Origin of the sequence: Umezawaea tangerina (genome assembly GCF_003002815.1) — a bacterium.
In the GTDB taxonomy this organism is placed as follows: Bacteria; Actinomycetota; Actinomycetes; order Mycobacteriales; family Pseudonocardiaceae; genus Umezawaea; species Umezawaea tangerina.
This window is the reverse complement of sequence record NZ_PVTF01000002.1, coordinates 113,222-138,109: the sequence shown is the minus strand read 5'-3', so window position 1 is coordinate 138,109 and position 24,888 is coordinate 113,222. Positions and strand designations below refer to the sequence as shown.

Below are 24,888 nucleotides of genomic sequence, written 5' to 3'. Positions count from 1 at the left end.
TCGTCCGGTACGGCGGGGGATTCCCCTCCGGGTGGAACGCGCGCCGCGTCTCGACTGGCGGCCCGCTGAGCTGCGCGCACGCCCGAGCGGACCGACCGGTGGCGGAAAGCGCTAGCCTGGGGCGAGCCAGATAGCGTTCGCCTCCGGTGCCGGGCGGCGGGCCACGTGTCGACCGGCGGTGGTGGTGAAGTCCGTGCGGATCCAGGTGCTGGGTCCGTCGCGGGCGTGGGGCGACGACGGGGAGATCGAGCTCGGACCACCGGGCAGGCGCGCGGTCCTGGGGCTGCTGGTGCTCGCCGAGGGCGATGTGGTGACCAAGCGCGAGCTGGTCGACTCGCTGTGGGGCGACAGCCCGCCGCGCAGCGCGGTGAACGTGCTGCAGACGCACGTGAAGCACCTGCGCCGACTGCTGGAGCCCGACCGCGTGCGCCGGACCAGCAGCGCGGTCCTGCCGCACGTGAGCGGTGGCTACGCGGTGAACCAGGACGCCGTGGACGTCGACCTGGTGCGCTTCCGCGGCCTGGTCGCGCGGGCCGGTGCCGCGCAGCGCGACGACGACACGGCCAGCGTCGCGGCGCTGCTCGGGGAGGCGCTGCGGCTGTGGCAGGGCAGACCGCTGGCCGACGTGCCGTTCCTGGCCTCGCACCCGAAGGTCGTGGCGCTGGTGTCGAAGCGCTGGGAGGTGCTCGGCCGGTACGGCGACGCCATGATCGAGATCGGGGCGGCGGCCGACATCCTCCCCGATGTCACCGCGGCGGCGGCCGAGCAGCCGCTGGACGAGCCCGCGCAGGCCAGGTTGATCCGCGCCCACCACGCCGTGGGCCGGCGGGCCATGGCCTTCCGGATCTACCACGAGGTCCGCGACCGGTTGGTGGACGAGCTCGGCATCGATCCCGGCCCGGAGCTGCGCGAGGCCCACGCGGCGCTGCTCCAGGACATCGGCGGCACGACCCGTGCGGCCGCACGCCCGCAGTCCGGGTTGCGGGTGCCGAAGCAGCTGCCCGCCGAGCCCGGCGGGTTCACCGGCCGCACCGCGCAGTTGTCCACATTGGACGCCATGGTGGCGGGTGGCGACCGGTCCGGCGGCGCGGTGGCGATCGCCGCGATCTCCGGTACCGCGGGGGTCGGCAAGACGGCGCTGGCCGTGCACTGGGCGCACCGCGTCCGGGACCGGTTCCCCGACGGGCAGCTCTACGCCAACCTGCGCGGCCACACGCCGGGTCCGGCGGCGACGCCGATCGAGGTGCTCGCCCAGTTCCTGTCGGCACTGGGTGTGCCGGCCGAGCGCGTGCCCGTCGACCTGGACTCGGCGTCGGCGATGTACCGGACGCTGATGACCGACCGCAGGACGTTGGTGCTGCTGGACAACGTCGCCGGTCCGGACCAGATCCGGCCGCTGCTGCCCGCCGGTCCCGGCTGCCTGGTGGTGGTGACCGGCCGCGACCGGATGACCGGGCTGGTCGCCATGCACGGCGCCCGCCAGCTCACGCTCGACGTGCTGGACCCCGCCGACGCGCTGGAGCTGCTGGCGTCCGTACTCGGACCCGGCCACGCCGCGGCCGCCGAGCTGGCCCAGCTGTGCGCCTACCTGCCGCTGGCGCTGCGGATCGCGGCGGCCAACCTCGCCGAGCACCCCGGCAGCGGGGTCGACGACTACGTCGTCCGGCTGCGCGAGGGCAACCTGCTGGCGGCGCTCTCCGTGCGGGGCGACGAGCACGCCGCCGTGCGGACGGCGTTCGACCTCTCCTACGCGGCGCTGCCCGCCGCGGCGCAACGGCTGTTCCGGCTGCTGAGCCTGGTGCCGGGCACCGACTTCAGCACCGAGGCGGTCGCCGCGCTCGCGGGGACCGACACCGGGCGGGTCGGTCCGCTGCTGGACCGGCTCGCGGCCGCGCACCTGGTCGAGCGGCACGGGCCCGACCGCCACCGCTTCCACGACCTGCTCCGCCGCTACGCCGCCGAGCAGGTGGACCGGGAGGACCCGGAGCAGGACCGGGACTCGGCCAGGCGCGCGTTGTACGAGTGGTACCTGCACGCGGTCGACGGTGCCGCCCGGCTGCTGTACCCGCACATGCTGCGGCTGCCCGTCCCGCCGCTGGAGGCGCCGATGCCCGCGGGTGTCACCGACCTCGCCACGGCGTCGAACTGGCTGGACGCCGAGCGCGGCAACCTCGTCGCGGCCGTCCGGGAGGCGGCGCGGGTCGGGCCGCGGCGGATGGCCTGGCTGCTCGCCGACGCGCTGCGGGGCTACTTCTGGAAGAGCATGCGCCGGGTGGAGTGGTCGGCCACCGCCGAGGCCGGGCTCGCCGCGGCCGAACGGGAACACGAACCGCGCGCGGGCGCCGCGGCCCGGCTCAGCCTGGCGGACCTGAACTTCCGCCAGGGCCGCTACCGGCAGGCCGTCCGGCACTACGCGCACGGGTTCGTGCTCGCCCGGCAGGTCGGCTGGGTCGAGGCGCAGGCCGCCGTCCTCGGCAACCTCGGCTGCGCGTACTGGCAGGCGGGCAAGCTCGCCGTCGCCGCCGCCAGGTTCAGCCGGGGGCTCGCGCTCAGCCGCACGATCGGCCAGACCGCGGGCGAGGCCGTCGCACTGGGCAACCTCGGCCTGGTGCACTGGGAGATGGGCGGGCTGGCGCAGGCGGCCGAGCACTACGAGCAGGCGCTGACCCGGTACCGGCGGATCGGGTCCCGCTACGGCGAGGCGATCAACCTGAGCAACCTCGGCCAGGCGCAACGCGCCAGGGGAGCGCCCGACGAGGCGTCCGAACTGCTCGTCCGCGCGCTCGCGCTGCACCGCGAGGCGGGCGACCGCGGCGGCGAGGCCGAGGTGCACAGCCGGTTGGCGGGCGCGTACGGCGACCTCGGCCGGCGCGCCGAGGCCTTCGACCACGCCCGCGCGGGCGTCACCCTGGCCCAGGAGACCGGCGACCCGCGGACCGAGGCCGAGGCGCTGGCCGCGCTCGCGGCCCTGCACCACCGGTCCGGCCGCGGGCAGGACGCCGTCGACCGCTACCAGCAGGCGCTGGACCTGAGCCGCGAGACCGGCGACCGCTACCCCGAGGTCGAGATCCTCATCGGCCTGGCCGCGGCCACCGGGGACGGCGACCACGCCCGGCACGCGCTCGCCCTCGCCGAGCAGGCGGGCTACCTCGCGCTGCGCGGACAGGCGCTCACCGTGCTCGCCGAGATCCTGCTCGACGCGGACGAGGCCCGTGCCGCGCTCCACCACGCCCGCCGCGCGCTCGACGTGCACCGCGAGACCGGTCACCGCCAAGGTGCCGCCCGGACCGCCGCGGTTCTCAAGCGGGCCGGGGACCGGACCGCGGTCTAGTCCTCCACCCCGTGGCTCACCTCGTAGGTCCCGTTCGGGTGGACGGTGACCACCACCCACGGGTTCACGCCCTGGACGCCGCCGTCGCCGCGCACGCACGTGTACTCGCTCATGTCGAAGGCCACCCACGACTCGGTGCCCCTGGTCACCGACTCCTCCATCCGCCCCGCCCAGGCGCACGCGGTGCTGTGCTCCACGTGGCTCACGTCCGGCAGCACCCAGACGATGCTGCCCGCCTCCACGCACCAGGACAGGGTGTAGGTGTAGGTCCACAGGCCGTTGTACCCGATCTCCACCGGGGTGACGGACTTCGGCTCCGACGAGCACGTCGGCGGTGCGGTGTCGGCCCCGCGCGCCGTGGCGGGCGCGCTCCACCCCAGGAGTGCCGCCGCGCACACGGCGAGCGCCGCCACCGCACGTCTGATCGTCATCGTTGGTCCCCTTCTCGTTCGCGTTCCTCCAATCTGCTGCCTCCCCTTGTCGTGCACAAGACGCCGAAGCGAGCAGCGGCGCCGACGTCCAACGGATGTCCAGTGCCGCCGAATAGCTTGGGGCGCAAGGGCTCCAAGAGGGGAGAGAGCTGATGAGGACGCACTTCACACGAGGGTTCAGGAAAGGGATGGCAGCGGCCGCCGTCGTCGTTTCCGTCGCCGCGGCGGTGGTCGTCGGGAACACGGCCAGCAGTTCGGCCGCCACCCCCAGCCTGCGGGCGTTCGGCATCTCGGCCGACGGCACGCTGATGGCCACGTTCACCACCGACCGGCCCCAGGTGTTCGACTGGTTCCGGCTCATCACCGGGTTCGTCGGCGACACCTCGGCGATCGGCCTCGACTTCCGCGTCCAGGACGGGCTGATGTACCTGGTCGGCAACAAGGGCGGCATCTACACCGTCAAGACACCGCCCGCGGTACCGGACGTGGTCGTCACCAAGGTGTCGCAGCTCCAGGTCCCGTTGTACGGCACCAACTTCGGCGTCGACTTCAACCCGGCGGCCGACCGGCTGCGGGTGATCAGCGACAACGGCCAGAACCTGCGGCACAACCTCAACGACCACACCACGATCGAGGACGCGGTGCTGACCACCCCGCCGACGCAGTCGCCGACCAAGGGCGTCACGGCCGCCGCTTACACCAACAACGACCTCAACCCGGACACCGCCACCACGCTGTTCGACATCGGGACGATCACCGACCAGGTGCTGATCCAGTCGCCCGCCAACAACGGCACCCTGGCCGCCACCGGCTCCCTGACCGTGGACGCCGGGACCAACGCCGGGTTCGACATCTTCAGCGTCCTGACCAACGGCAAGACCACGTCCGTCCTCGGCTTCGCCACGCTCGTCGCCCCGAACGGCACGGCTTCGCTCTACAGCGTGAACCTGCTCTCCGGTGACGTGTCCGCCATCGGCCAGTTCCCGCTCCCGTTCACCGACCTGGCCATCTCCCTCACCGGGAGCTGACCAGCACCGACCGCCGCCGCCGGTGAGCCCGTCCCTGGTTCGGGGGACGGGCTCACCACCGCGCTAGTGCACGTAGGGCCACCCCGCCGAGTCCCAGCCCAGCCAGTTGATGCCGAGCAACGACGTCCCGTTGTCGTTGTAGTAGTGGTAGGTGAGGATGTCGCTGTCGGTGTCGGTGAACACGTCCTGGTGGCCGGGCCCGTGCACGCTGCCCTCCGAGGCGAGGATCTGGGTGCCGCCGCCGGAGGTCATGGCCACGCCGCCGCGGTCGGTGTAGGGGCCGGTGACGCCGGAGGAGCGGCCGACCATGACGCGGTAGGTGCTCGACGCGCCGCGGCAGCAGTAGTCGAAGGAGACGAACAGGTAGTAGTAGCCGCCGTGCTTGACGATGTTCGGCGCCTCGATCGGGCCACCGTTGCGCCCGGCGACGGAGCGCATCGCGGAGTCGGAGCGCAGCCCGGTGGACGGGTTCAGCGCGATCATCCTGATCCCGGACCAGAACGACCCGAAGCTGAGCCACCAGCGGCCCTGGTCGTCGACCACGAGGTCGGGGTCGATGGCGTTGAAGTCGTCACCGGAGCGCGACTCGACGACCAGGCCGCGGTGGGTCCACGTCCCCGACGCGCCGCTGGTGCTGGTGGCGAGGAAGATCGCGGACTTGTTCACCCCGAACGTCGAGGCGGAGTAGTACATGTAGTACTGACCGTTCCGATAGGACAGATCGGGCGCCCACAGGTTCCGGCTCCCGTTGGTGTACGCCGTGGTCCACGGGGCGCCGCCGGGGAACGCCGACCCCGCGTTGCGGAACGCGGTCCGGTCGGCCGAGGTCTTCAGCGCGATGTTGTCCCCGGTGTGCGCGACGAGGTAGCCGCCGGCGGGCTGCTTGACCATGCTCGGGTCGTGCACGCCGATGTCGCCGGTCACCCGGCCGGGAGCCGCGTGGGCGGGGGTGTAGGACGCCATCGCCGTGACGGCGGCCGTCGCGGCCACCAGTGCCAGTGCGCGCTTCTTCCATGCGGACAAGGGATCTCCTTTGATCCTTGTGCGGAAAGTGCATGGCGGCGGCGGAATTCCGGGAACGTTCCCGGAATTGCAGGGTAGCCAGTGCAGGCGGAATTGCCAATGTTCACCCGCGGGGCTGGAGGTCGTCGAATGTTCGACGATTTCCTCGAATTGTCGCGCTGTTCGTTCGACGCGCATTCCGGATCCGCACCACCAAGAGCTGCACCGCCACCGCCACCGCCGCGCCGATCAGGAACGCGGCGCCGCCCAGCGGGCGCACGAGAGCGGCGACGCACAGGCAGAACAGCGCGAAGCCGAACAGACCGGTGAGCACGCCCGCCATGGTCCGGGTGGTGGCCGCGCGGCCGAGCTGCGCGTGCACGAACGCGGCGACCACGCTGGTGGCGACGGGGAAGGGCGCCAGCAGGCCGGTCCACCGCGGCCCGAGCGCGGCGGAGGCGGTGGTCACGGTGAGCACCAGGAGGGCGGTCGCGACGGCGCGGCCGGGGAGGTCCCACGCCGGTGGCGTCGGGCGTCCGGCGTCGACGGCCTCGGAGTTCGGCATGAGCGCCATCGCCACGCCGGTGGCCGTCAGCGTCAGCACGAGCGCCACGAGTGCCGTGACGTGCGCGAACGACAGCAGGACGTCCATCGCGAGGACGGCGGCACAGCTCACGGCCACGGCGGTGGGCCAGCGGAAGCGGTGCGCGGTGCGGGCGAACACCACCGCGAACGCGGCCAGCGAGACCAGTCCGAGCAGCGACGACCCGGCGGCCGCGGCGGCGAAGTCCGGCCCGTGCAGCCGGTAGGAGATGAACAGGATCGGCCCGGCGACGATCGGGAGTGCGACGAGGATCCCGGTGAGGTGGGCTCCCCAGCGGCGACCCGCCAGGGTGGAACCCACGACCAGCAGCGGAGCGAGCAGCAGTTTCAGCGCGAGGACGTCCACTTGCCGTCAGTCTGCCAGACCGGGCCGGTAGTCGGGGCGTGCACCGCTGCTGTCCCGGCGTGCAACGGCGCTTCCGCCGCGGGCGCGGTGACCGCAGGGTGGCGGCATGAGCACGTTGAGCCCGGAGCGGATCGCCCGGTACGCACAGGACGCGGGGTTCCGCGGGCAGGACCTGACGATCGCCGTCGCGGTAGCGCTGGCCGAGTCGGGTGGCGACCCCCGAGCGCACAACGCCACGCCGCCGGACGACTCGTACGGCCTGTGGCAGGTCAACATGCTCGGGGCCATGGGGCCCGAACGACGGCGCGAGCTCGGGCTGAGGTCGGACTCCGAGCTGTTCGACCCCGCGGAGAACGCCAAGGCCGCCAACAGGATCTCCGGCGACGGGCGGTCGTGGACGCCGTGGTCGACCTACACCAGCGGCGCGTACAAGAAGCACCTGGAGGCGGCCCGGCGTGGCGTCGAGGCGATGCGGCGCAAGGGGAGCGGCGGCGGCGACAGCGGCGGCAAGGGCGGCGGCGCCAACGGGTCGGGCGGGTTCTCCGTCGACACCGGTGTGCTGGCCGACTACGCGAAGCGGACCCGGCACACCGCCGACGAGGTGACCGCGCTCGGCAGGAAGCACGTCCGCGAGGTCCGCGAGGTCGCGGAGGACAGCTTCGGCCGCATCGGGAAGCAGTCCGGGTTCGCCGAGGCGCTGGACAACTTCGGCGCAGCGCTGCGCAAGCAGGTCAAGGCGGTGGCGCACAACAGCGACACCCTGGCCTCCTCGGCGGCCGGCGCGGCCCGGTCCTACCGGGAGCAGGACGACGACGCGGCGCGGTCGCTGCGCGGAGGGGGACGGTAGTGGACACGCGGGCGCTGGCGCGGCACTTCGCCGAGAGCATGATCGGCCACCGGAACTCGTTGGCGGGCAAGGCGGAGGACGCGGTGAAGGTGCAGTACGCGCTGAACCGGACCGCTTCCGGCCTGACCGACGGGCGGGAGGAGCAGGCCAAGGCCGCCAAGACCGTGCTGGAGCACTGGAAGGGCGACAACTCGCACGGCTTCGAGAAGCGCGCGAACCGCCTCGGCGGGCAGCTGCGGACCACCGCGGACGCCGCTCGCGAGGCCGAGGAGGTGGTCGAGGGCGTCACGAGCGCGTTGACCACCGGTCACGCGCGGGCGCGGCAGGCCGTCGAGGAGTACCTGGGCCTGGCGGAGGGGTTGCTCGACACGGGGCAGGCCGTCGGCACGCAGGCCGCGCTGCTCAAGGCCGTCGCCGGCGCGGCGGACCTGGAACCCCGGTACACCAAGGAGACCGCCGAGACCGTCCGGCACGTGCGGGGCGAGCTGGAGGACGCCGCGCGCAGGCTGCGGGCGCTGGAGAAGGAGGTCGGGCACGACGGCGTCGCCGACCAGCGCGCCTCGCCCACGCGCGGGAGCACCCGCCCGTCGGCCGTGCGCGCTCGTGGCCGGTCCCGCACGATCGTCTCGGCTGCCAGGCGCGAGCTGGGCACCCGCGAGAGCCCTCCCGGCAGCAACCGGAACCCCTACGGGCCCACCGCCGCGTGGTGCTCGTCGTTCGCCACGGCCATGTGGCGCAAGGCGGGCGTGGACATCCCGCTGCTGCCGTTCACCGGCGACGTGTTCAAGTGGGGGCAGCGCAACGGCAAGGCCTACACCTCACTCCGCGCGGCGCGGCCGGGGGACGTGCTGCTGTTCGGCACCGGCCCGAGCAGTCCCGCGACCAGCAAGCACATCGGGATCGTGGAGCGGGTCTCCGGCGACACCGTGACGCTGATCGAGGGCAACTCCGGCGACTCGGTGCGGCGCAACACCCACAAGCTCAGCTCGGCCACGTTCTACGGAGGGGTGCACCCGTGATCACCGCGAACGCGCACGACCCGGACACCGGCATCTCCGTGGAGGTGGGACCCGGTGGTGGCCTGCTGGACCTGGCGCTGGACGCCCGGTCGCTGCGGCTGGGCCCGTCGGGGCTGGCGAAGGCCGTGCTGGGACTGGTGGACACCGCCACGGCGCGGGCGAACGCGCGTGTCGGGCGGGCGGTCGGGGACGTGAGCGCGCTCGGCCTGGGCGTGGCGGAGCGGATGGCCGAGTCGGTCGAGGACACGACTCCCGAGACGTGGCGGGTGTGATGGGGGTCGGGGAACGGCTCGACGCCGTCCGGTGCGCGGCGGAGGACCACGGGGTCGTCGTGGTCGTGGACCTGCACGGGAAGCCGGTGGACCTGACCTTCACCCGCGAGGCGCTGCGGATGGGGCCCGCCGACCTGGCCGCGGTGGTCCGACGGCTGACGGCGGAGGCCGCGGCGGCGGCACTGGCCGAGGGGATGGCCGTGATCGGGGAGCTGGTGCCCGAGGCGCTGGTCACCGGGTGACCGGCGCGGGGTCAGCCGGAGACCGCGGCGAGCAGGGTGCTCAGGTGGCGAGCCAGCCAGGCGGTGTCGGCCGGGCTGATCCGGACCCACTCGGTGCCGCCGGTCCGCTCAGTCGCCATCGCGTAGCGACCCGCGGCGGTGTCCGTCCAGCTCAGCACGCCGGAACGACCCGCGGGACCGGTGGCGGCGAGCTGGCCGGTGGCCCGGCGCGGCGAGTCGACCAGGGTGGTGATGGCCCTGGTGCCGCGACCGGTGAGGTCCGCCTTGGCGAGCGCGCGTTCGAGGCCGTGGTGGCCGGACTCGGTGTAGGCGTCCACGGCGGCGGTGAACACCGGCTTCGGCAGCTGGAGCTGGTCGCCGGGGCCCGCGTGGGCGTCGCCGACGACCCTGGTGACCGCGGCCGCGAGGTCGGTCACGGGTTCCAGGACGACCTCGCGGTCGTTCAGCACGGCCAGCACACCGCGCCCGCCGCGAGCCGTGGCGAGGACGCGCCACGGCGTGGGCCGGAACACCAGCGCGTCCACGGACAGCACGCCGTGGGCGAGCAGGCCGAACAGGTCCTCCAGGTCGGGGCCGACGTCCACGCCGTCGGCCAGCCCGGCCTCGGTCAGCGTGCGCAGGACGTCCGCGCCCAGCGCGTCGCGCTCCTGCTCGGTCGCGCCGTGCGACGGCACCTCCAGCGGGTAGGGCGGAGTGCCCGAGCCGAGGTCCTCCCACAGCAGGTCGAACTCGAGGTGGGAGAGGACCACACCGGTCGCCGTACGTCGTGCCATGGGCCGAACGTAGTGGTCCGGGCGCCGTCGTGCGTCCTGGTTGGACAACTCCGGTGATTAGGCTGCACACCGTGGACGTAGCGGGTGGGTTCCTGACCGTCCGCGCTTCCGGCGCGGCGGCGGCGAAAGCCGCGCTCTCCGGGGGCGCGGCCACACCGGAGCACATCCAGCTGCTGCTGCGCTGCGCGGTGCCCAAAGGGCTGCCGGGGGTGGGCACCGAGCTTCGGTTTCCCGATTGCTCGTTGCACGTGCTGCCGGTGGGCGTGGTGATGCTGACCGTCGCCCGCGCCCGGCTCACGACGGCGTTCGCGGACCTGAAGCCGCTGATGTTCCAGCCGGTGCCGGTCGACTCGGCGCTGCGCACGCTGTTCTCCGACGCGGTGGCCCACGTGCTGGCCGCCGCGCGCGGGCTCGACCCGCACGGCCTGGCGCACCACCTGCTGGGGCTGGCTGAGCTCGTGCTGCGCAGCGCCCTGCGGGCGGAGCTCGACCGGGTCGACGCGGTGGTCACCCGGCGCCGCGAGGCCGTGGAGTACATGCGCGAGCACTTGGCCGACCCGACCCTGGGCGCCGACCGGGTCGCCGAGGCCATGTTCATCTCGCGGCGGCGCCTCTACCAGCTCTTCGACGACGGCCAGGGCGTGTCCGAGCGGATCCGCGGCCTGCGGATCGACCGGGCCAAGGCGCTGCTCGCCGACCCGGCCGCGGCCGCGCGCGGGATCGGCGAGATCGCGCGCGAGTGCGGGTTCGTCAGCGCCGCGCACTTCTCCCGGACGTTCCGCCAGGTGGTGGGGCGGACTCCCACGGAGTTCCGGGCGGGCTGAACTCCAGCCCGGACATGAACCGCCCCGCGACGCCGGCCACGTCCAGCCAGCCGCGCCCGGTCGTGGAGTGCAGGGTGAACACCGCGATCCGCGGGTGCTCCGGGTCGGTCACCACGACCTGGAGCTGCGCGCCCTGCCCGGTCGCCGCGATCCGCTCGACGATCACGACGGGGTATCCGGTCGCGGTCTCGCCCTTGGTGACCTCGCGGATCGTCGGACCGTCGAGGTGCAGGCCCAGCTCGCCGGGGTCCATGGGCCGGTCGACGGGCACCACGCCCGCCATGAGCAGCGCGGGGTCGGCGTCCGGGTGGCCGACGACGGCCAGCAGCCCCACGCCGTGCCGGTGCGCGAGCTCCGCGGCCTGGGTGGCGGACACCTCCAGACCGGGGTCGCGGGTGCCCTTGAGCCGGTGCAGCACCGCGAGCAGGTCCGCCGCGGTGCGGTCGACGGTGTCGAGCACCACCGGGGTCACCCCCGGAACCGGAGCGAGTCTCACCCCAGGCCCGCCCGGAACGCCGCGCCCGCACCACGGGTGACCGCCGGGCGGGGCGGGCCGAGCAGCACGGACGCCAGCTCGGCGGTGAGCGCCGAGAACCCGGTCAACGCGTCCGCGACCGCCGTCGACGGCTCCTCGGCGCGCAGCCGCGCGGCGACCCGGCGGGCCTCCGCGTGGTGGTCGCGCTCCAGCCGCCGCGCCTCGTCGAGCACCTCGTCCAGCTGCCGGGTGAGCTCGTCGTGCCGGGCCACGGCCTCGTCGTGCGCCGACCCGTGCGCCGCGGTGAACCGGGCCAGCGCGCCGGTCCGGTCGACCTCGTCGGCGACGTCGGCCAGGTCCCGGCGCAGCCGCAGCGCACGCCGGTCCAGCTCCTCGGCCCGCCGCTGGTTGCCCAGCAGCGTGCCCGCCCAGCCGTCGAGCACCTCGGCCGCCGCCCGCATCGCGCGCCGCACCGCCGTCAGCTCCGACACCACCGCCTCCAACCGGGTCCTGAACCCGTCCGCCGCCGCACCGCTCCACCCCCGCGGTGAGGCACTGGGATCGGCGAACGCGGCGGCGCACCGCTCGCTCGCCGCCGCCACCGCGCCCGCGTTGCCCGGCGTCGGGTCGAACCTGAGGCCCCGGTACTCAGCCACGGGGCAGCTCGTCCGCCCGCCGGTAGGTCTCGCCCACCGCGCGCAGCCCGTCCGCCACCGCGTCCAGCCCGACGTCGCGCAGCACCGCGGCCCACTCCGCCACCAGCAGCTCCACCGCCCGTGTCACGCCTTCGGGGCCGAGGTCGCCCAGCGGCTCCTCCAGGGCGGCGGCCGCGGCGCGCACCTCCTCGGCGGACTCGTCGAGCCGCCCGGCGAACGCGGTCAGCTCGTCCGGGTCGACGCGGTAGCCGCCGGTCATTCGCCGAGCACCGGCGGGAACGCGGGCGGCAGGTCGTCGAGCAGGTCCAAGCCCAGGTCGTAGCGGTTGCGGTGCTCGCCGTCCTCCTCGCGGCCGCCGGGTGCCGTCGGCGGGTACATGCCGTAGCCCTGCGAGCCCGCCGCACCGGGGACGAGGCCACCGCGTGCCGCGGCCGCCGCGGGACCGGCTCCGATCACGCCGGACGCGCCGCCGTACCCGGCGCTGCCACCGGTGCCCGTTCCGACGCCGGTCCCGGTCCCGAAACCGGTGCCGACGCCCGTGCCGGTCCCGGACGACCCGCCGGGGAGGTGGCCGGACTGCGCGCCGGGAGTCCCATAGGCCGTGCCCGCCACCGACGCCACGCCGGTCGTGCCGTCGGGACGCCCGTCCGGTGTGGTCGTGGGCGGGCCCGCGTCCGGAGGCGTGGTGGTGGGCGGAGGAGTGGGGGTGGCGGTGGTCGGCGGGTAGGGCGGTGGGACCGGGACGGTGGGGGTCACGGGATCCGGGGTGATCGTGGTCCCCACCGGGGCCTCCTCGAACACCGGCAGCTTCACGCCGACCTCGTAGCTCGCGGCCTCGTACTGGTCCATGACCCGCACGGCCCGGTCCATGGCCTCCTGCTGCTCCTGCTTCGACGGCTTGTGGTCGTCCAGCAGCTGCTTGAGCATGTACGCGCCCTCGGGACCGTCGAGGGTGGTCACGTCGTAGCCCTCGCGGAACCACTTCTCGGCGGTCGGGTGCACCGGCTCCGGCATCGCCCTGGCCGCCTCGTCGACCGCCGCGGTGTAGGTGTCGAGCCCCGTGCCCACCTGGTAGGCGCGCTGCGAGGCGTCCGATGCCCACTCGGTGAGCCGCGACGCCGAAGCGGCACCGGCCACGGCGGACGGTCCGCGCCAGGACAGGACGAGGTTCTGCACGACCTTGTGGACGTCGGCGGTCGCCTGGTCGACGTCGGCGGCCAGCTGCTGCCACTGGTAGGTGCGGGTCGCCATCTGGCCGGTGTCGGCGGACTTCACCATCTCCCAGAGCCTGCGGTGCTCGTAGGCCCGCCAGTTGATCTTGCCGAAGTTCTCCGGCTCGCGGTTGGCCCGGCGTTGGCGGACACGCCTGGCGTTCTTCTTCCGCTCGGCCTTCGACGGCTGGTGCAGCTCGGAGTGGTAACCGCCCCTGCGCTCGTTCACAGCTGTCCCATCGCTCGGGCCGTGTGCTCGTCCTCGGCCTGGTGAGTGGTGCTGACCTGCTGCAAGGCCTCGCGCAGGGCGCCCAGTTCGGCGAGATAGGAGCGGAGGGCGGAACGAACGCCACCACCCACGTCGCCACTGCGGACCCCGAAGGCGTGCCGCATGTTGAGCGACACCGGGCCCTTGCCGTCACCGAGCGGCTGCTCGGACTCCCGCGCGGCCCGGCCGAGGAGGTCGGTGACGACGCCGTGGAGGCGGTCGAGGTCGGCGACAGCGGTGGTGAAGGCGGCGAGGTCCAGTTCGATGCGGTCACCGCCGTCGGCGATCACGTCGGCGGTGCCCGCGCCGGTGGGTGGGGCGATGACCGGGGTGGCGACCGTTGTGGTGGGCCGGTCGGTTTGCAGTTGTTCGCGCATCCGTTCGGCGTCTGCCACGCCGCGCACCCTGACGACCATGGCGACATCTTGAGCGGTGGAGGTGGGGGGAGGCCAGCGGGGTGCACGGTGGAGCATCGGCTGTGCACGGTGGGACAAGGGTGGGGGTTTTGGGTGTTTGGGTGGTTACTGGGTGTGGGGGTGGGTTCTCGGCGTTGGGTACTCGAGCTGTCGTGTGTCGCCCTGTATGGGAGCCGCGTGTTGTCTCGCCCGGTGTCGCTGCAGCGGACCTAGGTGCGGTCGGCTTGACTTGGGGCCCCTTTTTTGGGCTTCGTCGGGCGAAAAAGGGCAGGTGGTAGAGCCTGCCCGCCGACTCATTGTAAGCCCAAAAACCCCAAGTCAAGCCGATCGCACTAGCGGACGAGCGTGCTCGTTTTCAGCTGGGTTGGTCATTTGACTTGGGGTTTACAGCGTCGTTGGGCAAGCCGGTTTTTCGGCGTCATTGGGTCGTTTGTCTTTTGTTTTGGACGAACACTGGACGTGGGGTGACCGGTTGGATGGGTGGGGTCCGCAGGGCGGTGTGGTGCGGTGGTTTTGTGCGCGCCGACGGTCCGGGTGGTGGTGGGACGGGGCGGTGTGTGGTGCTAGCCGGACGATATCCGTGCTGGTTAGCTTTTGCCGGGTTCGGCGTCCGCGCTCGTGGACAGACCGCCTCCGGTTCGGCCGGGACTCGTCCGGTTCGGTAGTTCTTCCTGTGGTTCGTCCTGTTCGGCGAGCAGTCGCCCCATCGATCGAGCAGGAGACGACGTGTTGGTTCTGGGATTGAGCGGGAACTTCTCGGCCGAGGCGTCGGATCTGGTGCCGTCGTTGCCGGACCAGTGGTTCCACGACTCGGCGGCGTGCCTGGTGCGGGACGGGGTGGTGGTCGCCGCGGTGGAGGAGGAGCGGCTCAACCGGGTCAAGAAGACGACCAAGTTCCCGGTGAACGCGATCCGCGCGTGCCTCGACGTCGCCGGGGTGTCGATCGGTGAGGTCGACAGCGTGGCCTACTACTTCCGCGAGGACTACGTCGACACGACGTTGAACTTCTTCTACACCATCCACCCGCAGGTCCCGACGGTGTACTCGCGGGAACTGATCAAGCGGTGGTTCGCCGACTCGTTCGGGTGGGACCTCGCCGACGACAGGCTGCTGTTCACGCCGCACCACGACGCGCACGCGATGTCGACGGTGACGGGCTCCGGGATGGCGGAGTCGCTGGTGCTCGTCCTGGACGGCCGGGGTGAGGAGAACTCCGGCACCGTCTACCGGGCGGGCGATGGGCAACTGGAGAAGCTCGCCGACTACCCGGTCTTCAAGTCCCTCGGCATGCTCTACCTCAACGCCACCCAGCTGCTCGGGTACGGGTTCGGCGACGAGTACAAGGTGATGGGCCTCGCCCCGTACGGGGACCCGGAGACCTACCGGGAGGCTTTCGGCTCGCTGTACGCGTTGCGGGACAACGGGGAGTACGACCTCATGGCGGGCATGGTGGTGCCCGACCTCGTCGGACCGTCGATGGTGGCCAGGGGGTTCACCCCGCGTCGCAAGGGCGAGGAGTTCACTCAGGCGCACCGGGACTTCGCCGCCGCCGCGCAGGCGGGACTGGAGGAGATCGTCCTGCACGTGTTGGCGCACTGGGCGGAGACGACCGGGCTGCCGGGGCTGTGCTTCGGCGGCGGCGTCGCCCACAACTCCAGCCTCAACGGCGCGATCCTGCGGTCCGGCCTCTTCGAGGAGGTGTTCGTGCACCCGGCGTCGCACGACGCGGGCGCGGGCGAGGGCGCCGCACTCCTGGTGTCCCGGAAGCTGGGCGCGGACAGCGCCCCGGTGCGGCGGATGCGGACGGCCGACGCCGGACCCGCGCTGGGCACCGCGGACCAGGTGCGCGACGGGTTGGCCGCGTGGCACTCGGTGGTGGACGTCGAACGGCACGAGGACGTCGTGGAGGTCGCGGCCGGGCTGCTCGCCGGCGGCGCGGTGCTCGGCTGGGCGCAGGGGCGTTCGGAGTTCGGGCCGCGCGCGCTGGGCAACCGCAGCATCGTCGCCGACCCGCGACCCCAGGAGAACCAGACCAGGATCAACGCCATGGTCAAGAAGCGCGAGAGCTTCCGGCCCTTCGCGCCCGTGGTCGCCGCCGAGGACGCCACCACCTACTTCGACCTGCCCGTCACGAGGGCGAACTACGACTTCATGTCGTTCGTGGTGCCGGTGCGCGAGGAGCGCAGGCAGGAGCTCGGCGCGGTCACCCACGTCGACGGCACCGCCCGCGTGCAGGTCGTGGAGCAGGCCTCGAACGAGCGCTTCCACCACCTGGTCAAGGCTTTCGGCGAGCGCACCGGGACCCCGGTCCTGCTCAACACCTCGTTCAACAACAACGCCGAGCCCATCGTGCAGACCGTCGACGACGTGGTGGCCTGCTTCCTGACCACCGACCTCGACCACCTGGTGGTCGACGACTTCCTGGTGCGGCGGCGGTCGGCCGACCGGACCGTCGACCTGACCGCCCTCGTCCCGCGCTTCCGCCCGGTCACCAGGCTGGTCGAGCGGGCGGGCACCGGCAAGCCCGCCGCCGGTCCGGCCGTGCACGAGATCGCGCTCGATTACAGCGGCGGCCCGACCGCCCCGGTGTCCCCGGAGCTGTACGCGCTGCTGGGCTCGGTCGACGGCGTCAGCACCGTCGGCGACCTGGTGAAGGTCGCGGGTGGTGTGCCGGACGGCGTGCTCGGCGAGCTGCACGAGCTGTGGCGCCTGCGGTTCATCACGCTGACGCCCTGCTGAGGACGGCCGTCTGCGACGATCCGGTGGCCCGCCCGCACCCCGCGGGCAGACCCCGGAAGGCGAGCCGATCACGTGACGACCCAGGTCATCGTCCTCAACGGAGGTTCCAGCTCCGGCAAGTCCGGGATCGCGCGGTGCCTGCAGACCGTCCTGCCGGACCCGTGGCTCCGCCTCGGCGTGGACGACCTGGTCGACCGGCTGCCACCGTCCCTGGTGGACTCCGACGGCGGGGTCGAGTTCGGGCGGTGCGGCGAGGTCGTCGTGGGCGCGGCGTTCCGAGCGGTCGAGGACGCCTGGCTGGCCGGTGTCGCCGCGATGGCGCGGGCCGGGGCGCGGGTGGTCTTCGACGACGTGTTCCTGGGCGGCGCCGCCTCGCAGGAACGGCTCCGGGTGCGGCTGGCGGGTCTCGAGGTGCTGTGGGTCGGGGTCCGCTGCGACCCGGAGGTGGTGGCGGCGCGCGAGGTCGCCAGGGGTGACCGGGTGGTGGGGATGGCGGTGTCGCAGGCCGAGGTGGTGCACCGGGGTGTCGAGTACGACGTGGTCGTGGACACCGGACGGGCCGAGGCACTGGACTGCGCCCGAGCCATCGCCGCGCACGTGGTCTGATGCCGGGTGGGCCTGCGCCGTTAGGTGTGCGTGCTCCGAGCGCACCGGCACGCCGCCGGACCGCGGCAAACGGGATGCGGGACCGGAACCGCGGCCCTCGCGGTCGAGGAGAGGGCTCGGTCGGTTGCGTGGTGGACTGGGCACGAAGATCCTCCTCGTGGTCGATGGGGCGGGTCGTGCTCACGCCGGGCCGGAGCGGCGACACCTCGTGGTCGGTATCGGTGTTCGTCGTGGTGGTGGGCTGAGGCGCCTGCGGTCACGGTCGGACGCGCTGGTCGCGGGCAAGGTCTGGCCGCACCTCTCGCCCGTCGGGCGTGGGGCCACTGTGGGAACGTGGGCCTGGGGTGTCGTGACCGGATCATCGGCTTCCCGTCGCGGACCTGAGCGCGTCCACCGTGGACTGGTCCGGTCGGTCGAGGGCGGCGTGGGACTCGTCGACGAGGGTGGTGAGGCGGGTGATCTCGGTGTCGGTCAGGTGGTCGGCGACCTCGGACGCGCCCATGTTGGCGCGCAGGTGGTCGGGGTTCGACGTGCCGGGGATGACGACCACGGCGGGGGAGCGGCGCAGCAGCCAGGCGAGTGCGACCTGCGCGGGTGTGGTGTCGAGGCGGCGGGCGGGGGTGGTGAGCGCGTCGTGGTCGGTGAGCCTGCCCGCGGCGAGCGGGTAGTAGGGCACGAACAGGATCCCGTGCGCCTCGCAGTCGGCGAGGACCTGGACACCGCTGCGGTCGAGCAGGTTGAAGCGGTTCTGCACGGCCGCGATCGGGGTGATCCGTCGCGCCCGCTCCAGCACCTCCGGCGACGCTCCGGACAGCCCGATGCGCCGGACGAGCCCTTGGTCGCGCAGGTCGACGAGCGCGCCGAGCGAGTCCTCCAGCGGCACGTCGCTCGGCGGCACCGGTGCGTCGCCGCTCAGCCGCAGGTAAGTCAGGTCGCTGGCCTCCGCGCCCAGGTCGGCCAGGGCCTCGTGGACCTGGGCGCGGATGGTGTCCGGGTGGTCGGTGATGATCCAGGACCGGTCGGGGCCGCGGCCCGCGCCGACCTTGTTGCCGACGACCACGTCTTCGGAGAACGGTCGCAGCGCCTCCCCGATGAGCCGGTTGACCACCCGCGGCCCGTAGGCGTTCGCGGTGTCGAAGAACGTGACGCCCAGCTCGACCGCCAGGCGCAGCACGCGGCGCGCGGACTCCGGGTCGTCCGGCGGGCCCCACACGTTCGGCCCGGCGAGCTGCATGGCGCCGTACCCGACTCGGTTCACTGGCTTCTCCCTCGCTGTATCACCGCCACGCGGATTCGCGTAGCACTGCCCGTTTCAGTGATACGCCTTTTGCCGTAACATCGCAACCGTGGACGACGCGAAGACCCGGACCCGGAGGCAGATCCTCGAGGTGGCGGCGGAAATCCTGGAGCGTGAAGGTGCCGGCGCGGTCTCGACCCGCTCGGTGGCCGCGGCGGCGGGCATCCGCGCGGCCTCGCTCTACCAGCTGTTCGACGACAAGGACGGGCTCCTCGCGGCGCTGGCCATCCACGGCTTCGACCTCTACCTGGCCGAGAAGAACGCGCTGGCGTCCACCGACGACCCGGTCGCCGACATGCGCCGCGGCTGGGACGCCCACGTCGACTTCGGCCTGCGCCACCCGGCCTTCTACCTGCTGATGTACGGCACCGACCGGCCCGGCCGCCGACCGCCCGCCGCGGAGCAGGCGAGCGGCCTGCTGCGCGGGTTCCTCGACCGCGCGGCCGCCGCGGGCCGCCTCCGCATCCCGTCCGCGCTCGCCGCCCAGCTGACCCTGGCCGCCGTCACGGGTGTCGTGCAGACGCTGATCGGCCTGCCCGCGGAGCAGCGCGACCTCGCGCTCTCCACGAGGATGCGCGACACCCTGGTCGACTCCCTCGTCACCGACCCGCCCCCGGTCGCCGACGCGGGCCTCGCCTCGCGGGCCCTCGCCCTCGACGCCGCCCTGACCACCTCCGCCGGTGCCGCCCTGCCGCTGCGCCCCGCCGAGACCGCCCTGCTCCGCGACTGGCTCCACCGGCTCGCCCGGTGACCGTCCTCAGAGGACCGGAGCGACACGGCGCCATCGGCCTCGACGGGTGGCGCGGCGCGCTGTGGGAGACTGCGGTCATGTCGTACGCCGGGCGCTCGTGATGTCCTCCGTCCCCGAACGGATCGCCGCAGACCTCGAGCAGGAGATCCTGGAGCAGCGGCTGGACTCGGGCGCGCGCTTCGCCCTCCGCACGGAGCTGATCGAGCGGTTCGGTGTGAGCGCGAACGCGATGAACGAGGCGCTGCGCATCCTGCGGGAACGCGACGTCGTGCACGTCAAGCCGGGCGCCCAGGGCGGTGTGTTCATCTCGCAGCCGCCCCCGCAGGTGCGGCTCGGCGTGATCGACCTGTGGTTCCGCGGGCTGCTCGTGGACGCCGTCGACCTGTTCGAGGCCCGCTCCCTGCTGGAGGACGGCTTCGCCTCGGTCGCGGCGGAACGGGCCACGCCCGAGGACGCGCGGGACCTCGCGTGGGCGTTGGAGGAGCTGCGGAACGCGCGCGAGGACGCGCGGTCCTACCTCGAGGCGAACATGCGGTTCCACAGCGCGATCGCCCGCGCCGCACGGGTTCCGGTGCTCGCGGGCATGTACGAGTCGGTCGTGACGCTGCTGCGCGGCACGCTGGTGCGGGCCGAGTTCGCCGGGGCGAACGCGCGCGAGGCCATCGACCACAACGTCGAGGTGCACGCCCGGCTGGCGAGGGCGATCACGGCCCGCGACCACGGCGCGGTGGCGAAGGTCCTGGTGGAGCACCGTTCCGACCTCGTGCGGATCTCCGAGCCGTCGCGGTCACCGGGTCGCAGCGCCTGACCCCTCCCGCAGGAAGTCCCCGACGAGCCGGGTGAAGCGCGGCCCCTGCTCGATCTGCACCCAGTGCCCGCACCGCGCGAACACGTGCAGCTGCGAGCGGTCGATCAGCTCCAGCAGCCGCAGCGACGTGGCCAGCGGGATGACCCGGTCGTCGCGGCCGTGCACCACCAGCGTCTCGTGCGGGATCCCCGCGATCACCTCGTCCGGCAACGCCAGCCCGTCCACGCCGCGCTGCCTCGGCGCGGGGAACATCGTCGCGTACGCCTCGTGAACGCCCGGCCTGGTGGCGGCGGCCAGTCGGAGCCGCGCGAGGTCGTCGCCCACGCTCGCCGCGTCGTGGGTGAAGACGGCCATGAGGTCGCGCATCGCCTCCAGCGACGGCTGGAACCCCCACACGGCGTCGAGTCCCGGTGTGATCTCGAACGGCACGCCCACGCTGCCCATGAGCACGAGCCGGTCGACCCGCTCCGGGGCCTTCGCCGCCAGGCGCAGCGCCAGCGCGCCGCCGAAGCTGTTGCCCACCACGGAGACGCGCGCCAGGCCGAGCGCGTCGAGGAACCCCAGCAGGTGGTCCAGCCACACGTCAGGGCCGTAGGCGACGTCCCGAGGTCGTTGCGTGTAGCCGAACCCGAGGACGTCGGGAGCCAGCGCGCGGTGGTGGCGCGACAGCTCGGGCAGGACCGTGCGCCAGTTCGCCCACGCGGACACACCGGGGCCCGATCCGTGGACCAGCAGGACCGGCGGGCCGTCGCCGCGGTCGTGGTAGTTGGTCGCCACGCCGCCCACGTCGACGGTGAGGCCGATCTCCTCGTTGCTCTGAGTCACGATCCGATAGTTGCACAAGTATCTGGAAGAATCTAGGAAGTTCAGACTTGAACGATCTGAGGAACTGCGCTTATGCTTCCGGAACTAGCGGAACATTGCGGAACATTCGGTCCGAGAGGGAGCACGATGCCAAGGGTCACGGTGGTGCCGCACGACGTCCGCGTCCAGGCGCGACCCGGTGAGTCGGTCGTCGACGCGCTGCGCCGGGCCGGGTGGCGGAGCAGGTACCGGTGCCGCCGGGGCGGCTGCGGGGTGTGCAAGGTCCCCCTGGTCGAAGGGCGGGTGGACTACCCGCAGCCGGTCGCCGAGTCCGTGCTCGCCGCCGCCGAACGGGACTCGGGGCTGTGCCTGCCGTGCCGGGCCGTGCCCGTCACGGACGTCGTGGTCGACCTCGGCGCCGAACCGCTGCGCGCGGTGCTGGCCAGCACCGCTCTCCCCCGCACGGGTTTCTCCCGCACCACCGAACAGGAAGGACGGTGACCATGGCGGTCATCAGGCTGGGGTACGTGCACGTGCGCGTCACGGACCTCGCACAGGCTCGGCAGCACTACCAGGAGACGCTGGGCATGGACCCGGTGCACGAGGAGGACGGCCGGGTCTACCTCAAGTCGTGGGACGAGGACGACCACCACTCCGTCGTGCTGGAGGAGGGCGGGGTCGGCCTGGTCAAGTTCGGCTACAAGGTCACCGGCGACGGCACGCTCGACGCGATCGAGACCAGGGCGCGCTCGTTCGGCGCCTCCTGCGAGCGGATGTCCAAGGGGGACAACGCGGGCGTGGGCGACGGGCTGCGCGTGACGCTGCCGTCCGACCACGTGCTGGAGCTCTACTCCGACGTCGAGTACCTCGGCACCAACGTCGGCAAGCTCAACCCGGCGCCGTGGCCCCGCGGGCTGCGCGGCATCGGCGTGCCCCGGATCAACCACGCGCTGATCACCACCGAGGACCCGGCGCTGCTGGAGCGGTTCTTCCAGGACGTGCTGGCGTTCCGCCCGGCCGAACGGCTGGTCGCGGGCGACGAGGACTCCGACCTGGTCGGGTCGTGGATGTACTGCGGGGACCAGCCGCACGACATCGCGTTCGTCAAGGGCGCCAACGGGAAGCTGCACCACTTCGCCTACGAGGTCGACGACTGGAGCGCGCTGCTGCGGGCGGGCGACGTCATGTCGATGGACGACGTCCCGATCGACTTCGGCCCCGCCCGGCACGGCATCACCCGCGGCGGCACCATCTACTTCTTCGACCCCTCCGGCAACCGCAACGAGGTCTTCTCCGGCGGCTACCGCACCGGGCCGGACTTCCGGCCGATCACCTGGACGATGGACCAGGCCGCGCGCGGCATCAACTACACCCACCGCGAGATCGACCAGGCGTTCCTCGAGGTCGTCACGTGACGGTCGAGGCGGCCGCCGACCGGTTGCTGGGCGCGTACCGGGACCGCAGGCCGTGCGCCCCGGTGCGCGACCTGATCGGCGGTGACGACGTCGAGGCTGCGTACGCGGTGCAGCAGCGGGTGAACGAGGCCCGGATCGCCGCCGGGGCCGCGGTGGTCGGCCGGAAGATCGGGCTCACGTCCGCGGCCGTGCGGGCCCAGCTCGGGGTGGACAGCCCCGACTTCGGCGTCCTGTTCGACGACATGGCGATGCGCGAGGACCACCCGGTGCCGGTCGACCTCCTGCTGCAGCCCAAGGTCGAGGCCGAGATCGCGTTCGTGCTGGCGGAGGACGTCGACGACCCGGACGGCGACCTCGCCGGGCGGGTCGCCTACGCGGCACCGGCGCTGGAGGTCGTGGACAGCCGGATCGCCGACTGGGACATCACCCTCGGCGACACGGTCGCGGACAACGCGTCGAGCGGGCTCTTCGTGCTGGGCGAGGCGCGGGTCCCGTTGGGGCGCCTGGATCCCGTGGCCACCCGGATGGTGATGACCCGCGGCGGGGAGGTCGTCGCGCGGGGCACCGGCGCCGACTGCCTCGGCGACCCGCTGGAGGCCTTGCGGTGGCTCGCGCGGACGGCGTGCGCGACGGGGTCGCCGCTGCTCGCCGGACAGGTCGTGCTGTCCGGCGCGCTGGGGCCCATGGTCGTCGTCCGGGGCGGGGACACCGTGCGGGCGCGTCTGTCCGGGCTGGGGGACGTCACCGCGACGTTCACGACGGGGGAGGAGCGGACGTGAAGGTGGCCGTGATCGGTTCCGGGAACATCGGCACGGACCTGATGGTGAAGGTCATCCGGGTGTCGGACGTGCTGGAGATGGGCGCGATGGTCGGCATCGACCCGGCGTCCGACGGCCTGGCCCGCGCGGCCCGGCTGGGCGTCGCCACCACGCACCGCGGCGTGGAGGGCCTCATCGCGATGGACGGGTTCGCCGACATCGGGATCGTGTTCGACGCGACCTCCGCCGACGCCCACCACGTCAACGCCCGCCTGCTCGCGCCGCACGGCAAACGGCTGGTGGACCTCACGCCCGCGGCCATCGGTCCGTTCGTGGTGCCGTCGGTCAACCTGGACGAGCACGTCGGCGCGGTGGACGTGAACATGGTGACGTGCGGAGGGCAGGCCACCATCCCGGTGGTCGCGGCCGTCTCGCGGCTGGTTCCCGTCCCCTACGCGGAGATCGTCGCCTCGATCGCCTCGCGGTCGGCCGGTCCCGGCACCCGCGCGAACATCGACGAGTTCACCGAGACCACGGCACGGGCCATCGAGGCTGTCGGCGGGGCGGCCAGGGGCAAGGCGGTCATCGTCCTCACCCCGGCCCAGCCGCCGCCGATGATGAGGGACACGGTGCTGTGCCTGGTGGACGCCGAGGATCCCGCCGTGCACGACGCGATCCGCGCGGCGGTCGCGGACATGGTCGACCGGGTCGCGGCGTACGTGCCGGGGTACCGGCTCAAGCAGCCGGTGCAGGTCGTCCCGGTGCCCGACGGGCAGCCCGTGCGCACACTGACCGGCGGCGCGCGGGCGACCCACCAGGTGTCGGTCTTCCTGGAGGTCGAGGGCGCCGCGCACCACCTCCCGGCGTACGCGGGGAACCTGGACATCATGACGTCGGCGGCGCTGCGCGTCGCGGAGCGGATGGCGGCCTCGTGACCGGGCTGTTCGTGCAGGACGTGACCCTGCGGGACGGCATGCACGCCGTGCGGCACCGGATGGCCGTCGAGGACGTGGGTCGGATCGCGGCCGCGCTGGACGCCGCGGGCGTGGACGCCATCGAGGTGTCGCACGGCGACGGACTCGGTGGGAGCAGCCTCACCTACGGGCCGGGCAGCCACACCGACCAGGAGTGGATCGAGGCGGCCGCGGCGGCCGTCTCGCGCGCCCGGCTGACCACGTTGCTGCTGCCGGGGATCGGCACCGTCGCGGACCTGCGGGCGGCCCACCGCCTCGGCGTCCGATCGCTGCGGGTGGCCACGCACTGCACGGAGGCGGACGTCTCCGCCCAGCACATCGCCACCGCGCGGGAGCTCGGCATGGACGTGTCGGGCTTCCTGATGATGAGCCACCTCGCCCCACCACGGGAGCTGGCGGCGCAGGCCGCGCTCATGGAGTCCTACGGCGCCCACTGCGTCTACGTCACCGACTCGGGCGGGCGGCTGACCACGGACGGAGTGCGCGACCGGGTGCGCGCCTACCGCGACGTGCTCGACCCGGCGACGGAGATCGGCGTCCACGCGCACGAGAACCTGTCGCTCTCGGTCGCGAACTCCGTTGCGGCCGTTGAGGAAGGCGCGACCCGCGTCGACGCTTCCCTTGCCGGACAAGGGGCGGGCGCGGGCAACTGCCCGGTCGAGGCGTTCGTCGCCGTCGCCGACCTGCTCGGCTGGCGGCACGGCTGCGACCTGTTCGCGTTGCAGGACGCCGCCGAGAACCTGGTGCGCCCCTTGCAGGACCGCCCGGTCCGGGTCGACCGCGAGACCCTCACCCTCGGGTACGCAGGGGTCTACGGCTCGTTCCTGCGCCACGCGGAGGCGGCCGCCGAGCGCTACGGCGTGGACACCCGTGCGATCCTGGTCGAGGTGGGCGCGCGCGGGCTGGTGGGAGGCCAGGAGGACATGATCGTGGACATCGCCCTCGACCTGTCCGCCCGGTCACGGGAGCCGGACGGGCGCTGAGGGGATGGG

Annotated in this window: 27 protein-coding genes; 16 read left to right on the top strand and 11 right to left on the bottom strand. The window is 73.1% G+C overall.

All coding sequences use genetic code 11. The features are described 5' to 3' along the window. Positions 1-193: 193 nt before the first annotated feature. Positions 194-3,331 (top strand): AfsR/SARP family transcriptional regulator, encoded by a 3,138-nt coding sequence (locus CLV43_RS06700; protein ID WP_245886197.1) that lies wholly within the window; start codon positions 194-196, stop codon positions 3,329-3,331. On the opposite strand, the gene CLV43_RS06695 is transcribed toward CLV43_RS06700, so the two are convergent. Then, positions 3,328-3,762 (bottom strand): hypothetical protein, encoded by a 435-nt coding sequence (locus tag CLV43_RS06695; protein WP_146174664.1) that lies wholly within the window; start codon positions 3,760-3,762, stop codon positions 3,328-3,330. The two genes, CLV43_RS06700 and CLV43_RS06695, sit on opposite strands and share 4 nt — an antisense overlap. 188 nt (positions 3,763-3,950) lie before the next feature. Between CLV43_RS06695 and CLV43_RS06690 the strand changes: the two genes are divergently transcribed. Then, positions 3,951-4,790 carry a DUF4394 domain-containing protein gene (locus CLV43_RS06690; protein WP_106186179.1) on the top strand — a complete coding sequence of 280 codons (840 nt, stop codon included), beginning with the start codon at positions 3,951-3,953 and terminating at the stop codon, positions 4,788-4,790. 63 nt (positions 4,791-4,853) lie between these two features. Here the strand turns inward: CLV43_RS06690 and CLV43_RS06685 are convergent, their stop codons facing one another. Further along, positions 4,854-5,753, bottom strand: coding sequence for an arabinan endo-1,5-alpha-L-arabinosidase (locus CLV43_RS06685; RefSeq protein WP_425445736.1), 900 nt, complete (start codon positions 5,751-5,753; stop codon positions 4,854-4,856). Between the two features lie 163 nt (positions 5,754-5,916). Beyond that, complete coding sequence (locus CLV43_RS06680) at positions 5,917-6,741, bottom strand: hypothetical protein (RefSeq protein WP_106186177.1); 825 nt, start codon at positions 6,739-6,741, stop codon at positions 5,917-5,919. Between the two features lie 106 nt (positions 6,742-6,847). Here CLV43_RS06680 and CLV43_RS06675 point away from each other — a divergent pair, with 106 nt between their 5' ends. From CLV43_RS06675 to CLV43_RS06660, 4 genes are read left to right on the top strand one after another with little or no spacing between them, the layout of a single operon-like run. Next, complete coding sequence (locus tag CLV43_RS06675) at positions 6,848-7,588, top strand: type VII secretion target (protein ID WP_106186176.1); 741 nt, start codon at positions 6,848-6,850, stop codon at positions 7,586-7,588. Beyond that, a complete protein-coding gene (locus tag CLV43_RS06670) occupies positions 7,588-8,607 on the top strand; it encodes a CHAP domain-containing protein (protein ID WP_106186175.1) in 1,020 nt (339 codons plus the stop codon). The genes CLV43_RS06675 and CLV43_RS06670 overlap by 1 nt, the downstream gene beginning before the upstream one ends. Further along, complete coding sequence (locus CLV43_RS06665) at positions 8,604-8,879, top strand: YbaB/EbfC family DNA-binding protein (protein WP_245886196.1); 276 nt, start codon at positions 8,604-8,606, stop codon at positions 8,877-8,879. Before CLV43_RS06670 ends, CLV43_RS06665 begins: the two co-directional genes overlap by 4 nt. After that, positions 8,867-9,121 (top strand): hypothetical protein, encoded by a 255-nt coding sequence (locus CLV43_RS06660; protein ID WP_106186174.1) that lies wholly within the window; start codon positions 8,867-8,869, stop codon positions 9,119-9,121. The genes CLV43_RS06665 and CLV43_RS06660 overlap by 13 nt, the downstream gene beginning before the upstream one ends. An 11-nt stretch (positions 9,122-9,132) precedes the next feature. On the opposite strand, the gene CLV43_RS06655 is transcribed toward CLV43_RS06660, so the two are convergent. After that, the gene (locus CLV43_RS06655; RefSeq protein ID WP_106186173.1) at positions 9,133-9,894 is read right to left on the bottom strand and encodes an ESX secretion-associated protein EspG; all 762 of its coding nucleotides are present in this window, start codon (positions 9,892-9,894) and stop codon (positions 9,133-9,135) included. Between the two features lie 71 nt (positions 9,895-9,965). On the opposite strand from CLV43_RS06655, the gene CLV43_RS06650 reads away from it, so the two are divergent. Then, positions 9,966-10,718, top strand: coding sequence for a helix-turn-helix transcriptional regulator (locus CLV43_RS06650; RefSeq protein ID WP_245886195.1), 753 nt, complete (start codon positions 9,966-9,968; stop codon positions 10,716-10,718). Here the strand turns inward: CLV43_RS06650 and CLV43_RS06645 are convergent. The 5 genes from CLV43_RS06645 to CLV43_RS06625 are packed head-to-tail and all read right to left on the bottom strand — an operon-like array spanning position 10,645 to position 13,723. Next, complete coding sequence (locus tag CLV43_RS06645; protein ID WP_245886194.1) at positions 10,645-11,190, bottom strand: hypothetical protein; 546 nt, start codon at positions 11,188-11,190, stop codon at positions 10,645-10,647. The genes CLV43_RS06650 and CLV43_RS06645 overlap by 74 nt on opposite strands. Positions 11,191-11,210: 20 nt before the next feature. After that, positions 11,211-11,849 carry a hypothetical protein gene (locus tag CLV43_RS06640; protein ID WP_106186170.1) on the bottom strand — a complete coding sequence of 213 codons (639 nt, stop codon included), beginning with the start codon at positions 11,847-11,849 and terminating at the stop codon, positions 11,211-11,213. After that, positions 11,842-12,108, bottom strand: a complete 267-nt coding sequence (locus tag CLV43_RS06635; protein ID WP_106186169.1) for a hypothetical protein — start codon at positions 12,106-12,108, stop codon at positions 11,842-11,844. Before CLV43_RS06635 ends, CLV43_RS06640 begins: the two co-directional genes overlap by 8 nt. Next, entirely contained in the window at positions 12,105-13,289 is a 1,185-nt protein-coding gene (locus tag CLV43_RS06630) for a PPE domain-containing protein (RefSeq protein ID WP_106186168.1), read from the bottom strand. The genes CLV43_RS06635 and CLV43_RS06630 overlap by 4 nt, the downstream gene beginning before the upstream one ends. After that, entirely contained in the window at positions 13,286-13,723 is a 438-nt protein-coding gene (locus CLV43_RS06625) for a hypothetical protein (RefSeq protein WP_146174663.1), read from the bottom strand. Before CLV43_RS06625 ends, CLV43_RS06630 begins: the two co-directional genes overlap by 4 nt. A gap of 747 nt (positions 13,724-14,470) precedes the next feature. Between CLV43_RS06625 and CLV43_RS06620 the strand changes: the two genes are divergently transcribed. Further along, positions 14,471-16,483, top strand: a complete 2,013-nt coding sequence (locus tag CLV43_RS06620; RefSeq protein WP_106186166.1) for a carbamoyltransferase family protein — start codon at positions 14,471-14,473, stop codon at positions 16,481-16,483. Positions 16,484-16,555: 72 nt separating this feature from the next. Then, entirely contained in the window at positions 16,556-17,089 is a 534-nt protein-coding gene (gene cpt, locus CLV43_RS06615; RefSeq protein WP_106186165.1) for a chloramphenicol phosphotransferase CPT, read from the top strand. A gap of 358 nt (positions 17,090-17,447) precedes the next feature. On the opposite strand, the gene CLV43_RS06610 is transcribed toward cpt, so the two are convergent. After that, positions 17,448-18,347, bottom strand: a complete 900-nt coding sequence (locus CLV43_RS06610; protein ID WP_106186164.1) for an aldo/keto reductase — start codon at positions 18,345-18,347, stop codon at positions 17,448-17,450. Between the two features lie 88 nt (positions 18,348-18,435). Here CLV43_RS06610 and CLV43_RS06605 point away from each other — a divergent pair, with 88 nt between their 5' ends. Both CLV43_RS06605 and CLV43_RS06600 read left to right on the top strand, forming a co-directional pair. Beyond that, on the top strand, positions 18,436-19,137 hold the full coding sequence (locus CLV43_RS06605; protein WP_106186163.1) for a TetR/AcrR family transcriptional regulator: 702 nt from the start codon (positions 18,436-18,438) through the stop codon (positions 19,135-19,137). A gap of 100 nt (positions 19,138-19,237) precedes the next feature. Continuing rightward, positions 19,238-19,945 (top strand): FadR/GntR family transcriptional regulator, encoded by a 708-nt coding sequence (locus CLV43_RS06600; protein ID WP_106186162.1) that lies wholly within the window; start codon positions 19,238-19,240, stop codon positions 19,943-19,945. Here CLV43_RS06600 and CLV43_RS06595 read toward each other — a convergent pair. Continuing rightward, positions 19,925-20,770, bottom strand: coding sequence for an alpha/beta fold hydrolase (locus CLV43_RS06595; protein WP_106186161.1), 846 nt, complete (start codon positions 20,768-20,770; stop codon positions 19,925-19,927). The two genes, CLV43_RS06600 and CLV43_RS06595, sit on opposite strands and share 21 nt — an antisense overlap. A gap of 126 nt (positions 20,771-20,896) precedes the next feature. On the opposite strand from CLV43_RS06595, the gene CLV43_RS06590 reads away from it, so the two are divergent. The 5 genes from CLV43_RS06590 to dmpG are packed head-to-tail and all read left to right on the top strand — an operon-like array spanning position 20,897 to position 24,879. Further along, positions 20,897-21,250 (top strand): 2Fe-2S iron-sulfur cluster-binding protein, encoded by a 354-nt coding sequence (locus CLV43_RS06590; RefSeq protein WP_106186160.1) that lies wholly within the window; start codon positions 20,897-20,899, stop codon positions 21,248-21,250. Between the two features lie 2 nt (positions 21,251-21,252). Continuing rightward, the gene (locus tag CLV43_RS06585) at positions 21,253-22,164 is read left to right on the top strand and encodes a catechol 2,3-dioxygenase (protein WP_106186159.1); all 912 of its coding nucleotides are present in this window, start codon (positions 21,253-21,255) and stop codon (positions 22,162-22,164) included. Continuing rightward, a complete protein-coding gene (locus tag CLV43_RS06580; RefSeq protein WP_106186158.1) occupies positions 22,161-22,943 on the top strand; it encodes a 2-keto-4-pentenoate hydratase in 783 nt (260 codons plus the stop codon). The genes CLV43_RS06585 and CLV43_RS06580 overlap by 4 nt, the downstream gene beginning before the upstream one ends. Before the next feature lie 41 nt (positions 22,944-22,984). Continuing rightward, on the top strand, positions 22,985-23,857 hold the full coding sequence (locus CLV43_RS06575) for an acetaldehyde dehydrogenase (acetylating) (protein ID WP_245886242.1): 873 nt from the start codon (positions 22,985-22,987) through the stop codon (positions 23,855-23,857). After that, positions 23,854-24,879: a 4-hydroxy-2-oxovalerate aldolase gene (gene dmpG / locus CLV43_RS06570; RefSeq protein WP_211304262.1), complete on the top strand. Its 1,026-nt coding sequence runs from the start codon at positions 23,854-23,856 to the stop codon at positions 24,877-24,879. The genes CLV43_RS06575 and dmpG overlap by 4 nt, the downstream gene beginning before the upstream one ends. The last annotated feature ends 9 nt before the right edge of the window (positions 24,880-24,888 follow it).

Coding starts and splice junctions, on each gene's coding strand:
- CLV43_RS06695 (WP_146174664.1), bottom strand. CDS start 3,762: ATGACGATCAGACGTGCGGTGGCGGCGCTCGCCGTGTGCGCGGCGGCA.
- CLV43_RS06690 (WP_106186179.1), top strand. CDS start 3,951: ATGGCAGCGGCCGCCGTCGTCGTTTCCGTCGCCGCGGCGGTGGTCGTC.
- CLV43_RS06685 (WP_425445736.1), bottom strand. CDS start 5,753: ATGGCGTCCTACACCCCCGCCCACGCGGCTCCCGGCCGGGTGACCGGC.
- CLV43_RS06675 (WP_106186176.1), top strand. CDS start 6,848: ATGAGCACGTTGAGCCCGGAGCGGATCGCCCGGTACGCACAGGACGCG.
- CLV43_RS06655 (WP_106186173.1), bottom strand. CDS start 9,894: ATGGCACGACGTACGGCGACCGGTGTGGTCCTCTCCCACCTCGAGTTC.
- CLV43_RS06635 (WP_106186169.1), bottom strand. CDS start 12,108: ATGACCGGCGGCTACCGCGTCGACCCGGACGAGCTGACCGCGTTCGCC.
- CLV43_RS06600 (WP_106186162.1), top strand. CDS start 19,238: ATGTCCTCCGTCCCCGAACGGATCGCCGCAGACCTCGAGCAGGAGATC.
- CLV43_RS06590 (WP_106186160.1), top strand. CDS start 20,897: ATGCCAAGGGTCACGGTGGTGCCGCACGACGTCCGCGTCCAGGCGCGA.
- CLV43_RS06585 (WP_106186159.1), top strand. CDS start 21,253: ATGGCGGTCATCAGGCTGGGGTACGTGCACGTGCGCGTCACGGACCTC.
- CLV43_RS06575 (WP_245886242.1), top strand. CDS start 22,985: ATGGTGAAGGTCATCCGGGTGTCGGACGTGCTGGAGATGGGCGCGATG.